The sequence below is a fragment of the Burkholderia sp. JKS000303 genome (genome assembly GCF_002563755.1).
Lineage (GTDB): Bacteria > Pseudomonadota > Gammaproteobacteria > Burkholderiales > Burkholderiaceae > Burkholderia > Burkholderia anthina_B.
Genome location: NZ_PDBZ01000001.1, coordinates 2,297,988 through 2,310,915, shown reverse-complemented (window position 1 = coordinate 2,310,915; position 12,928 = coordinate 2,297,988). Strand labels below are relative to the sequence as shown.

At 67.1% G+C, this 12,928-nt stretch carries 10 protein-coding genes and 1 pseudogene; 5 read left to right on the top strand and 6 right to left on the bottom strand.

What is annotated here, in order from left to right; all coding sequences use genetic code 11:
- Positions 1-142 precede the first annotated feature (142 nt).
- From BX604_RS11160 to purN, 4 genes are all read right to left on the bottom strand, one after another.
- On the bottom strand, positions 143-1,339 hold the full coding sequence (locus tag BX604_RS11160) for a DesA family fatty acid desaturase (RefSeq protein WP_098550855.1): 1,197 nt from the start codon (positions 1,337-1,339) through the stop codon (positions 143-145).
- 243 nt (positions 1,340-1,582) lie between these two features.
- Complete coding sequence (locus tag BX604_RS11155) at positions 1,583-2,959, bottom strand: mechanosensitive ion channel family protein (protein WP_098550854.1); 1,377 nt, start codon at positions 2,957-2,959, stop codon at positions 1,583-1,585.
- Positions 2,960-2,974: 15 nt separating this feature from the next.
- Positions 2,975-4,237: an RsmB/NOP family class I SAM-dependent RNA methyltransferase gene (locus BX604_RS11150; protein ID WP_098550853.1), complete on the bottom strand. Its 1,263-nt coding sequence runs from the start codon at positions 4,235-4,237 to the stop codon at positions 2,975-2,977.
- Positions 4,234-4,896 carry a phosphoribosylglycinamide formyltransferase gene (purN, locus tag BX604_RS11145; RefSeq protein WP_098550852.1) on the bottom strand — a complete coding sequence of 221 codons (663 nt, stop codon included), beginning with the start codon at positions 4,894-4,896 and terminating at the stop codon, positions 4,234-4,236. The genes BX604_RS11150 and purN overlap by 4 nt, the downstream gene beginning before the upstream one ends.
- Before the next feature lie 122 nt (positions 4,897-5,018).
- Between purN and BX604_RS11140 the strand changes: the two genes are divergently transcribed.
- The 5 genes from BX604_RS11140 to dut all read left to right on the top strand — a co-directional run bounded on the left by BX604_RS11140 (position 5,019) and on the right by dut (position 11,236).
- Positions 5,019-6,011 (top strand): bifunctional riboflavin kinase/FAD synthetase, encoded by a 993-nt coding sequence (locus BX604_RS11140; RefSeq protein ID WP_098550851.1) that lies wholly within the window; start codon positions 5,019-5,021, stop codon positions 6,009-6,011.
- Positions 6,012-6,113: 102 nt separating this feature from the next.
- Positions 6,114-8,951, top strand: a complete 2,838-nt coding sequence (ileS, locus tag BX604_RS11135) for an isoleucine--tRNA ligase (protein WP_098550850.1) — start codon at positions 6,114-6,116, stop codon at positions 8,949-8,951.
- A gap of 3 nt (positions 8,952-8,954) precedes the next feature.
- On the top strand, positions 8,955-9,455 hold the full coding sequence (lspA, locus tag BX604_RS11130; RefSeq protein ID WP_098550849.1) for a signal peptidase II: 501 nt from the start codon (positions 8,955-8,957) through the stop codon (positions 9,453-9,455).
- 67 nt (positions 9,456-9,522) lie between these two features.
- Entirely contained in the window at positions 9,523-10,734 is a 1,212-nt protein-coding gene (coaBC, locus tag BX604_RS11125; protein WP_098550848.1) for a bifunctional phosphopantothenoylcysteine decarboxylase/phosphopantothenate--cysteine ligase CoaBC, read from the top strand.
- A 55-nt stretch (positions 10,735-10,789) separates the two neighbouring features.
- Entirely contained in the window at positions 10,790-11,236 is a 447-nt protein-coding gene (gene dut, locus BX604_RS11120) for a dUTP diphosphatase (protein WP_098550847.1), read from the top strand.
- A 52-nt stretch (positions 11,237-11,288) separates the two neighbouring features.
- On the opposite strand, the pseudogene BX604_RS11115 reads toward dut, so the two are convergent.
- Positions 11,289-11,510 (bottom strand): annotated as a pseudogene (locus BX604_RS11115) (hypothetical protein); the annotation flags it as partial.
- 22 nt (positions 11,511-11,532) lie between these two features.
- Complete coding sequence (locus tag BX604_RS11110; protein ID WP_098550846.1) at positions 11,533-12,912, bottom strand: amino acid permease; 1,380 nt, start codon at positions 12,910-12,912, stop codon at positions 11,533-11,535.
- Positions 12,913-12,928 lie beyond the last annotated feature (16 nt).

Genomic DNA, 12,928 nt, shown 5'->3' with positions numbered 1-12,928 from the left:
CCTCCGGGGCGCCACGTCGGCGCAGCCCCAAGCCTCATACGAATTCCGGCACGTCCGGTCGTCCTGTGAAAACCGGCCGCCCAAAAGAAAAAACCCCGCCAACGCGGGGTTTCGACGTCCTGAGATTCTAATCTATTTCGAATCAGGCGTAGCGACGCAGGCGCGTTGCAAATTCCTGCAACGACTTGATCCCGCTTTGTTCCGCGCGATGGCACCAATCCTGCAATTGCGCGAGCAGCTGTTCGCGCGACGCGGTCGAGCGATCCCAGATCGCGGCCAGATCCTGACGCAGCTGGAAGTACGTATGCAGCTTCTGGCTGTTCGCGAAAATCTCCGGCAGCAGCTTCTTCTGCGGCTCGTCGAGGCCGTCGGCGTCCTTGTGGAACCACTTGCGTGCGCCGCGCATCAGCTGGTACTTCTCGCTCGAACCGAGTTCCTTCAGGTGCGCGAGCTCCTGACGGTACGCACGCTTCACGGCTTTGCCGTAGCGCGCCATCACTTCGTAGCGGTTCGACAGCACGGCCTGCAGCGTTTCCTGGTCGAGCACCGTCTTCGGCTTGTTCAGGCGCGGCGTCGGCGCGACCTTCTTCACCTTCGCGAGGCCGAAAGCCGACATGATGCGGATGTACATCCAGCCGATGTCGAACTCGTACCACTTGTTCGACAGCTTCGCCGACGTCGCGAACGTGTGGTGGTTGTTGTGCAGTTCTTCGCCGCCGATCACGATGCCCCACGGGAACAGGTTCGTGCTCGCATCGGCCGAGTTGAAGTTGCGGTAGCCCCAGAAGTGACCGAAGCCGTTGACAACGCCAGCCGCCCAGAACGGAATCCAGACCATCTGCACGGCCCACACGGTCAGGCCGAGCACGCCGAACAGCGCGACGTCGATCACCATCATCATGCTGATGCCGAGAATCGGATACTTCGAGTAGAGATTGCGTTCGAGCCAGTCGTTCGGCGTGCCGTGACCAAACTTGCGCATCGTCTCTTCGTTCTTCGCTTCCGCGCGATACAGCTCCGCGCCTTCGAGGAACACCTTCCAGATGCCGCGCGTCTGCGGGCTGTGCGGGTCTTCCTCGGTCTCGCACTTCGCATGGTGCTTGCGGTGAATCGCGGCCCACTGACCCGTCAGCATGCCGGTCGTCATCCACAGCCACAGGCGGAAGAAGTGGCTCGCGATCGGATGCAGTTCCAGCGCGCGGTGCGCCTGGCAACGGTGCAGATACACCGTCACGCCGATGATCGTCACGTGCGTGACGGCCAGCGCGAACAGCGCGACCTGCCACCACGAAAAATGCAGGAGCCCGTGGGAAAGAAAATCGAGCAGGGAATTCAACAAGGCAGTTACCTGTGATGAGAGCGACGCCAGCTCGCGCAGGCGTCAGAAAAATGAAAGCATACCGCGTGTAGACTCGAATTTTACTTCAACCGTTCCAAGTCTTTGTAAAAAATGAATATTTTCTTGTTATGAAGCAACGCGGACAGTCCATCGACGGACCCGGAAGGCCTCGCGATCCGGTTCTGGCCGCCTGACGGGCCCGATTTCGGCCCGATTCGGCCCGCTCACGCCGGTGCGGCGCGCCTAAGCAGCCGACGCCTGTCCGTCGGCTGCGCCACCGTCGGCCACGGGCACGCCCCCGGCCGCCACGCCGGTCGCGGCAAACCCGTCCGGCAGGCCGACCACGCGCACTTCGCGCTGCGGGAACGGAATCGAGATCCCGTGTTCGCCGAACAACCGCCAGATGTTGCGGTTCACGCTCGAACGCACGCCCGACGTGCCCTTCGCCGCATCCTCGATCCAGAAGCCGAGCTCCAGGTCGATCCCGTCCGCGCCGAAGCTGACCAGGTACGGCGTCGGCGCCGGCTCGGCGAGCACGCGCGGCACGCCCTGCGCAGCCTCCGCGAGCACCGACAGCGCGTGCTCGACGTCGCTCGTATAGGCGACCTGCACGGCAACCTTCGCGTAACCGCGTGTCAGGTACGACGACTGGTTCTGCACGACGTCGGTGATCAGCTTCTCGTTCGGGATCAGCGTCTCGTTGCCGTCGAGGCCGCGCACGACCGTGTAGCGCGTGCGGATCTGCGTGACGATGCCCTGCAGCCCGCCGACGCTGATGGCGTCGCCGAGCCGCAGCGAGCGGTCGAGCAGGATGATGAAGCCCGATACGTAGTTGCTCGCGATCTTCTGCAGCCCGAAGCCGAGGCCGACGCCGAGCGCACCGCCGAACACGCCGAGCACCGTCACGTCGATGCCGACGAGCGACAGCCCGATCAGGATCGCCGCGAACACCAGCAGCGCGCGGCCGACCCGCGACAGCACGACCTTCAGGTTCGCATCCAGCGTGCTCGAGCGCGCGAGGCGCTCCTCGAGCACCGAGCCGAGCCACATGGCGACCATCAGCGTCACGCACACCCACAGCGCGCCGGAAATCACCGACAGCAGCGTGAGGTGCGCATTCGCGACGCGAAACTGCACGCTGTCGAGCCAAGCGATCACGTCGGACTGGATCCCGAGCACGGTGAACACCATCGCCGCCCACACGATCACCGACACGATCTTCTCGACGACCGACAACCACGCATGCGTGTGGCCGTCGCGCGCGAACACGCGCCGCGCGAAGAAGAACAGCACGTAGATGAACCCGATGCCGAACAGCGGCACGAGCGCGAGCGACAGCAGCGACGTCGACATGAACGGGTCGAACGCGAGCTGGGCCGCCAGCACGAACAGCCCGCCGAACAGCGGGAACAGCGCGCGCTTCAGGCTCTGCGCGCCGGCGCCGGGCACGCGGCCGGCAGCCCGCCGGCGCGCGTCGATGCGGCCGTGCACGAAGCGCGCGGCCACCCAGGCGAAACACAGCGCACCGACCAGGATCGCCGCCTGCCAGATCATCACCGGCTGGTTGAAGTCGCGGATGACCGACGCGAGCCGGTGCGACAGCAGACGATTCTGCATCATCCGTGCGCGCCGCCGTTACTGCGGGCGCCGTTCCAGCACCGCCGCGAAGAAGCCGTCGGTGGCGTGGCGGTGCGGCCACAGCGACAGGTAGTCGCCAGTCTCGATTTCGATGCGCTGGTCGGCCAGCACCTTCTGCGCGGGGACCAGCACGAACTCCGGATGGTCGGCCAGGAACTGCTCGACGATGGCTTCGTTCTCCGCATGGAGCACGCTGCAGGTCGCGTAGACGAGGCGGCCGCCCTTCTTCACGAGGCGCGCCGCGCTCGCGAGGATCGACGCCTGCTTCGGTGCGAGCTCGTCGATCGACGTGCGCGTCTGGCGCCACTTGAGGTCGGGATTGCGGCGCAGCGTGCCAAGGCCGCTGCACGGCGCGTCGACCAGCACGCGGTCGATCTTGCCGGCGAGCCGCTTGATCTTCGCATCGTGCTCGCTGTCGATCAGCACCGGATTCACGTTCGACAGGCCGCTGCGCGCCAGGCGCGGCTTCAGCTTCGTGAGACGCTTTTCCGACACGTCGAACGCGTACAGGCGCCCGGTCGAGCGCATCATCGCGCCGAGCGCGAGCGTCTTGCCGCCGGCGCCCGCGCAGAAATCGACGACCATCTCGCCGCGACGCGGCGCGACCAGCGAGCACAGCAGCTGGCTGCCTTCGTCCTGCACCTCGATCTGGCCTTCCTCGAACAGCTTCAGGCGCGTGAGCGCCGGCTTGCCGACGACCCGCACGCCATACGGCGCGAACGGCGTCGCGCCCGCGTCGATGCCGTTCGCGCGCAGCGCGTCGATCACCTGATCGCGCGTCGCCTTCTGCGCATTGGCCCGCAGGTCGAGCGGCGCCGGGTAGTTCAGCGCCGCGGCGAGCTGCCCGAGTTCCTCGGCATCAAAGCGGGCCGACAGCGCCTGGTAGATCCAGTCCGGCAGGTTCGTGCGCACGCGCACCGGCAGGCTCGCCGGATCGATCTTCGACACGTGCTCGAGCCATGCGGCCTCGGTGTCGGACACGAACGGCTTCAGCGCGTTGCGGCCGAGCGTCTGCATCAGGCCGAGCAGCGTGAGGCGCCGCGCGGGGCTGCCCGTGCCGCTCTCGGCGAGGTGCGAAAACTCCATCTTGCGGCGCAGCACCGCGAATACCGCCTCGGCGATCACGCCGCGCTCGGCGTGGCCGAGCTTCGGGTGCGCGCGGAAGAACCGGCTCGTCGTCGCGTCGGCCGGGCCGGCGAATTTCAGTACCTCGGCCAGCAAGGTCTCGGTCTGGCCAATCAGGAATCCGTGCAGCTTCATACGCCCTCGCTCGTTTCGGTATGCGGTTGATCCGCGAAAATCCAGCGCGCCTCTTCCGGCGCCACCACTGCCCGCCCGTTCTCGAGGCGCAGGCGCCCCTCGACGAACCAGCGCACCGCACGCGGATACAGCACGTGCTCGACCGTCAGCACGCGCTGCGCGAGCGCGGCCGCGTCGTCGCCCGCACGCACGGGCACCGCGCCCTGCGCGACGATCGCGCCGCTGTCGAGTTCGGGAATGACGAAATGCACGCTCGCGCCATGCAGCGCGACGCCGGCATCGAGCGCCTGCTGGTGCGTGTGGATGCCCTTGAAGCTCGGCAGCAGCGACGGATGGATGTTCAGCAGCCGGCCCTCGTATCGTCTGACGAAATCGGGCGTCAGGATACGCATGAAGCCGGCAAGTACGACGAGATCGGGGGCGAAACGGTCGATTTCGGCGGCGAGCGCCGCATCGAAGCTGTCGCGGCCGTCGAACGACCGATGGTCGACCACCGCGGTCGCCACCCCGTGCGACGCAGCAAAAGCCAGGCCGGCCGCATCGGGCCGGTTGGCGATCACGGCGGCAATCTCGGCTGGCCAGCGTTCCTGCGCGCACGCGCGGACGATGGCCTCCATGTTGCTGCCGCGACCGGAAATCAGGATCACGAGTTTTTTCATCCGCGAATTTTACCATTCGCCCTCGCGTTTCCCCCCTTCTCGGCCGCCGGGCCGCCCGAACGTTTATAATCTTCTGCTTTGCGGCATCCCACCGCCCATTCCCCGACGCTGCATCCGCTATCGTGAAAGTCTTCCGCGGCCTGCCCAACGCCGAAAGCCGCGCGCCTTGCGCGCTGACGATCGGCAACTTCGACGGTGTCCATCGCGGCCACCAGGCCCTGCTCGCGCGCGTGCGCGCAGCAGCGGACGCGCGCGGCCTGCCCGTGTGCGTGATGACGTTCGAGCCGCACCCGCGCGAATTCTTCAATCCGGCCGGCGCGCCACCGCGCATCGCGATGCTGCGCGACAAGCTGGAAGCGCTGCGTGATCACGGTGTCGACCGCGTCGTCGTCGAACATTTCAACCATACGTTCGCGAGCCAGTCGCCGCAGACGTTCGTCGAACGCACGCTGGTCGGCGGGCTGCACACGCGCTGGATGATGGTCGGCGACGATTTCTGCTACGGCGCGAAACGCGCGGGCACCTTCGACACGCTGAAGGCGGCCGGCGAGCAGTACGGCTTCGAGGTCGAGCAGATGGGCACGGTCGCCGGCAGCGACGGCACGCGCATCTCCAGCTCGGGCGTGCGCGCCGCGCTCGGCGCGGGCGATCTCGATGCGGCCGCGCAGGCGCTCGGTCACGGCTACGCGATCAGCGGCCACGTCGCGCACGGGCTCAAGCTCGGCCGCGACCTCGGCTTCCCGACGCTGAACCTGCCGATCGCGCACAAGCGGCCGGCGCTCGCGGGCATCTTCGTCGTGCAGGTGCACGGCCTCGGCCCCACCCCGCTGCCGGGCGTCGCGAGCCTCGGGCTGCGCCCGACCGTCGACGATTCGGGCCGCGTGCTGCTCGAAGTCCACCTGCTCGACTGGCACGGCGACGCGTACGGCAAGCTGATCCGCGTCGAATTCCTGAAGAAGCTGCGCGACGAGGCGAAGTTCGACGATCTCGAGGCGCTGTCGCGCGCGATCGCGCTGGACGTCGCGAATGCGCGTGCGTACTTCGTCGAGCGCGACCGCGCGCCGGGCAGCAGCGCAACCGGCTTCTCGACGTCGGCCACCGACCGAATTAGCTGATCCGGCTGGCGGCGCCGCGCGCCGCCGTCCTCGCGCCGCCGACCCGCGCGCATCCCCGATTCACGACGCACGAGCGTCCTCCGATTTGATAGCGATCCCATCATGAGCAACAAGAAAGCCGATTCGAAACCGCAGGCCAAGTATCCGGTCAACCTGCTCGACACGCCGTTCCCGATGCGCGGCGACCTGCCCAAGCGCGAGCCGCAGTGGGTCAAGGAATGGGAAGAGCGCGGCATCTACGAGAAGATCCGTGCGGCCAGCAAGGGCCGGCCGAAGTTCATCCTGCACGACGGCCCCCCGTATGCGAACGGTGACATCCACCTCGGTCACGCGGTCAACAAGATCCTGAAGGACATCGTCGTCAAGTCGCGCAACATGGCCGGCTTCGACGCGCCTTACGTGCCGGGTTGGGATTGCCACGGGATGCCGATCGAGATCCAGATCGAGAAGCAGTTCGGCAAGTCGCTGCCGGCGGCCGAAGTGATGAGCAAGGCGCGCGCGTACGCGACCGAGCAGATCGAAAAGCAGAAGGTCGGCTTCAAGCGCCTCGGCGTGCTCGGCGACTGGGCGAACCCGTACAAGACGATGAACTTCGTCAACGAAGCGGAAGAAATCCGCGCGCTCGGCAAGATCATCGAGAAGGGCTACGTGTATCGCGGGCTGAAGCCGGTGAACTGGTGCTTCGACTGCGGCTCGGCGCTCGCCGAGGCGGAAGTCGAGTACAAGGACCGTACCGACCCGACGATCGACGTGATGTTCGCGTTCGCGGAACCGGAAAAGACCGCGCACGCATTCGGCCTGCCGGCGCTGCCGCGCGCCGAGGGCGGCATCGTGATCTGGACCACCACGCCGTGGACGATCCCCGCCAACCAGGCGCTGAACCTCCATCCGGAAATCGTCTACGCGCTGGTCGACACCGAGCGCGGGCTGCTGATCATCGCGGAAGAGCGCGTCGAAGCCTGCATGACCGACTTCAAGCTGACCGGCCGCGTCGTCGCGACCGCGCCGGGCGTGAAGCTCGCGAACCTGCGCTTCCACCACCCGCTCGCGTCGGCCCACCCCGGCTACAAGCGCACCGCGCCCGTCTACCTCGGCGACTACGTGACGACCGACACCGGCACCGGCGTCGTGCACTCGTCGCCCGCCTACGGTATCGAAGACTTCATGTCGTGCAAGGCGCACGGGATGACCGATTCTGACTTCATCAACCCGGTGATGGGCGACGGCCGCTACATCGAATCGCTGCCGCTGTTCGGCGGCCTGTCGATCTGGGACGCGAACCCGAAGATCGTCGAAGCGCTCAACGCGGCCGGCTCGCTGCTGCGCAGCGAGAAGTACACGCACAGCTACATGCACTGCTGGCGCCACAAGACGCCGATCATCTACCGCGCGACGTCGCAATGGTTCGCCGGCATGGACGTGACGCCGCGCGACGGCGGCAAGACGCTGCGCGAAACGGCGCTCGAAGGCGTCGACGCAACCGCGTTCTACCCGTCGTGGGGCAAGCAGCGTCTGTTCAGCATGATCGCGAACCGTCCCGACTGGACGCTGTCGCGTCAGCGCCAGTGGGGCGTGCCGATGGCGTTCTTCGTGCACAAGGAAACCGGCGAGCTGCACCCGCGCACGCTGGAGCTGCTCGAGGAAATCGCGAAGCGCGTCGAGCAGTCGGGCATCGAGGCGTGGCAGTCGCTCGACCCGCGCGAGCTGATCGGCGACGACGCGAACCTGTACGAGAAGAACCGCGACACGCTCGACGTGTGGTTCGACTCGGGCACGACGCACTGGCACGTGCTGCGCGGCTCGCACAAGGATCAGCTGCAGTTCCCGGCCGACCTGTACCTCGAAGGCTCGGACCAGCACCGCGGCTGGTTCCACTCGTCGCTGCTGACCGCGTCGATGATCGACGGCCGCGCGCCGTACAAGGGCCTGCTCACGCACGGCTTCACCGTCGACGGCGAAGGCCGCAAGATGAGCAAGTCGCTCGGCAACGGCGTCGATCCGCATGAAGTCGCGAACCGTCTCGGCGCGGAAATCATCCGCCTGTGGATCGCCTCGACCGACTACTCGGGCGAGCTCGCGATCTCCGAGGAAATCCTGAAGCGCGTGACGGAAGGCTATCGCCGCATCCGCAACACGCTGCGCTTCCTGCTCGCGAACCTGTCGGACTTCGACTTCGCGCAGCATGCGGTGCCGGCGGAAGAATGGCTCGAGATCGACCGTTACGCGGTCGCATTCTCCGCGCAACTGCAGACGGAGCTGCTCGGCCACTACGAGAAGTACGAATTCCACCCGATCGTCGCGAAGCTGCAGACGTACTGCTCGGAGGATCTCGGCGGCTTCTACCTCGACGTGCTGAAGGACCGCCTCTACACGAGCGCGCCCGATTCGCGCGCGCGCCGCTCCGCGCAGACCGCGCTGTACCACCTGACGCACGGCCTGCTGCGCGTGCTCGCGCCGTTCCTGTCGTTCACCGCGGAAGAGGCGTGGAAGGTGTTCCAGCCGGCGAGCGACACCGTGTTCACGGAAACGTACTACGCGTATCCGGAAGTCGCCGGCTCGGCCGCGCTGATCGAGAAGTGGGCGCTGCTGCGCGACGTACGCGGCAACGTGACGAAGGCGCTCGAGGAAGCCCGCACCGCGAACCGCATCGGTTCGTCGCTGCAGGCCGAAGTGGCCGTGCATGCGAGCGGCGCGCGCTACGACGCGCTCACGAGCCTCGGCGATGACCTGAAGTTCGTGCTGATCACGTCGGCGGCGACGGTCGTCAAGGTCGACGACGAAGCGCAGGAAAGCATCGACGTGGCGGCTTCGAAGTACCAGAAGTGCGAACGCTGCTGGCACTACCGCGAAGACGTCGGCGCACACGCCGACCACCCGACGCTGTGCGGCCGCTGCTTCTCGAACCTGTTTGAAAACGGCGAAATCCGGAGCGCTGCTTAAACCATGGCAAAAACCGTGTCGAGACCGGCCAGCGGCGCGCTCGCGCCCTGGCTTGGCATTTCGCTGATCGTGATCCTGTTCGACCAGCTGTCGAAGATCGCGATCCAGAAAACGTTCGCGTACGGTGCGCAGCACGCACTGACGTCGTTCTTCAACCTCGTGCTGGTGTACAACCGCGGCGCCGCGTTCGGCTTCCTGTCGACCGCGGGCGGCTGGCAGCGCTGGGCGTTCACCGCGCTCGGCATCGGCGCGACGCTCGTGATCTGCTTCCTGCTGCGCCGCCACGGCCAGCAGCGACTGTTCAGCCTGTCGCTCGCGATGATCCTCGGCGGCGCACTCGGCAACGTGATCGACCGGCTCGTCTACGGCCACGTGATCGACTTTCTCGATTTCCACCTCGGTGCGTGGCACTTCCCGGCGTTCAACCTCGCCGACTCCGCGATCACGGTCGGCGCCGTGCTGCTGATCTACGACGAGTTGCGTCGCGTGCGCGGCACGCGCTGAGCGCGCATACTCCGTGTCGACGGCCGGCTTCGCGCCGGCCGTTCCGTTTGATCCTTGGAGGCCTGAGTTGGCACACGCAGAACTCGCAGGAAAGCACCTCGTTCTCGGCCTGACGGGCGGCATCGCCTGCTACAAGATCGCCGAACTCACCCGGCTGCTCGTGAAGGCAGGCGCGACCGTGCAGGTCGCGATGACGGAAGCTGCGGCCCAGTTCATCACGCCCGTCACGATGCAGGCGCTGTCCGGCCGGCCCGTGTATACGAGCCAGTGGGACGCACGCATCGACAACAACATGGCGCACATCGACCTGTCGCGCGAAGCCGACGCGATCGTGATCGCGCCCGCGTCGACCGACTTCCTCGCGAAGCTCGCGCACGGGTTCGCGGACGACCTGCTGTCGACGCTGTGCGTCGCGCGCGACTGTCCGCTGCTCGTCGTGCCCGCGATGAACCGTCAGATGTGGCAGAACCCGGCCACGCAACGCAATGCCGCGCAGTTGCGCGCCGACGGCGTGTCGGTGCTCGGCCCCGATTCGGGCGCGCAGGCGTGCGGCGAAGTCGGCGACGGCCGCATGCTCGAGCCCGAAGCGATCTATGAAGCGATCGTCGCGCACTTCGCGCCGAAGGTGCTCGCGCACCGCCGCGTGCTGATCACGGCCGGCCCGACGTTCGAGCCGCTCGATCCGGTGCGCGGCCTGACCAACCGCTCGAGCGGCAAGATGGGCTTCGCACTCGCGCGTGCCGCGCAACAGGCCGGCGCCGACGTCCACCTCGTCGCCGGGCCGGTCGCGCTCGACACGCCGTGGGGCGTCTACCGCCAGGACGTGCAGACCGCGCAGCAGATGTACGACGCCGTCATGCATGCGGTGAACGATGCCGACATCTTCATCGCGGTGGCCGCGGTCGCCGACTGGCGCGTCACCCAGCCCGCCGAGCACAAGATGAAGAAGACGGCCGACCGCAAGATGCCCGAGCTCACGTTCGTCGAGAACCCCGACATCCTCGCGTCGGTCGCGGCGCTGTCCGATCCGCCGTTCTGCGTCGGCTTCGCGGCCGAAAGCGGCGACCTCGACGTGCACGGCGACGAGAAGCGCAAGCGCAAGAACGTGCCGCTGCTGGTGGGCAACCTCGGCCCGCTGACGTTCGGCCGCGACGACAACGAAGTCGTGCTGTTCGAAGCGGGCGGCCTCACGCGCCTGCCGCGCGCGCCGAAGGACGAACTCGCGCACACGCTCGTGGCCGAAATCGCGAAACGGCTGCCCGACAACCGCCTGATCTGATCCCTTGCGCGGCGGCACACGCCGCCGCGCCCTTCCCGACCGATTCGACGACCGCATGAAACTCGACCTGAAGATTCTCGACGCGCGCATGCGCGACTACCTGCCCGCCTACGCCACCACCGGCAGCGCAGGACTCGACCTGCGTGCATGCCTCGACGCACCCGTCACGCTGAAGCCGGGCGAAACCACGCTGGTGCCGACCGGCCTCGCGATCCATCTCGCGGATCCCGGCTATGCGGCGCTGATCCTGCCGCGCTCGGGCCTCGGCCACAAGCACGGGATCGTGCTCGGCAACCTCGTCGGCCTGATCGATTCCGACTACCAGGGCCAGCTGATGATCTCGACGTGGAACCGCGGCCAGACCGAGTTCGTGCTGAACCCGTTCGAACGGCTCGCGCAGCTCGTGATCGTGCCGGTCGTGCAAGCCCAGTTCAACATCGTCGACGACTTCGACCAGAGCGATCGCGGCGAAGGCGGCTTCGGCAGCACCGGCCGTCACTGAACCGCCATCGCAACGAAAAAAGGGGCCGCGCGGCCCCTTTTTTCGTTTGCCCTCACCGGTCTGCCGTCTGCGCGATCCGGGCGGGCACGAGTTCGCGCCGCCGCGCCTGTGCGAGGCTCGCATAGATCACCATCGCGACCAGCACGCCGAGCAGCACTGCCGACGAGCCGACCGTGCCGAGCGCGAGTCCGCCCTTCGCGACGGGCTTCGTCAGCAGGTCGCCGACCGTTGCCCCGAGCGTCGTCGCGCAGATCTTCATGATCCAGAACGCGAGCCTGCGGCGTTGGAGGCACGCGTCAGCGCGCGTGCCGGTGCCGGTAGTGCAGCGCGTATGCGAGCGTCAGCAGCACGACGAACACGACGCCGACCACCATCGTCATCCGGAATTCGCGCGTGAACGCGGTCGTGAACAGGATCGCCGCGACGAGACCCGCGCCGAGCAGGCTGCCGAACGGGTGCCCCCACATCCGGAACGCGAGCGCCGGGCCGCGGTACTGCGCGCGAAAGCGCAGATGCGTGACGAAGATCATCAGCCACGTGAACAGCGCGCCGAACATCGCGATCGCCATCATCACGGTGAACGCGGTGTCCGGCGACAGCGCGACGAGCACCGCCGCGACCGCGACGCCACTCGTCGAGATCCACAGCGCCGCACGCGGCACGCCGTTCGTGCCGAGCCGGCCGAACACCGCCGGCGCGAGCTGCGCGCGCGACAGGCTGAACATCATCCGCGTCGTCACGTAGAGCTGGCTGTTCATCGCCGACAGCGCCGCGATCAGCAGCACGAAGTTGATCACGCCGGCCGCATACGGCACGTGCGTCGCGGCCATCACCTTCACGAACGGGCTTTCGTCGGTGCCGGCCTGCGTCCACGGCACGATCGCGAGCATCAGCGCCAGCGTCATCAGGTAGAACAGCACGAGCCGGAACACCGTCGAGCGGAACGCCCGGGTGACCGCGTGCTGCGGATCGCGCGCCTCGCCGGCCGCGATCGCGACGGCCTCGATGCTCATGTAGCTGAAGATCGCGACGATCACCGCGACCCACGTTCCCCACGGCCCCTTCGGCATGAAGCCGCCGTGCGCGGTGTAGTTCGCGAAGCCGATGCCCGACGCGGCAGGCGCCGACCACACGAGATATGCGCCGAGCACGATGAACACGATGATCGCCGCGATCTTCAGCAGCGAGAACGCGTACTCGACCGACCCGTACAGCGTGACGCTCGCGAGGTTGACCGCGATCAGCAGCGCGGAGGAACCGATCACCCAGTACCAGCCGGGCACGGCCGGAAACCAGTACTTCATGAACACCGCGATCGCGCTGATTTCGGTGCCGATCGCGAACACGACCGCGAACCAGTACGCGTAGCGCACGAGAAAACCCGCGAGCGGGCCGACGTAGTGCTCGGCATACGCGCCGAACGAGCCGGCCGTCGGATGCGCGACCGTCATTTCCGCGAGCGCGCCCATCAGCAGCAGCGCGATCAGCGCGCCGATCGCATACGAAACGAGCACGCTCGGGCCGGCGAGCCCGATCGCGAAGCCGCTGCCGAGGAACAACCCCGTGCCGATCGCGCCGCCGATCGCGATCATCGCCATCTGCCCGGACGTCAGCGCATGGCGCAACCCTTGTTCGCGCGCGACGATGTTGTCGAACGACCGTTGTTGTTGTGTCACTGCGTTACCACTCCCC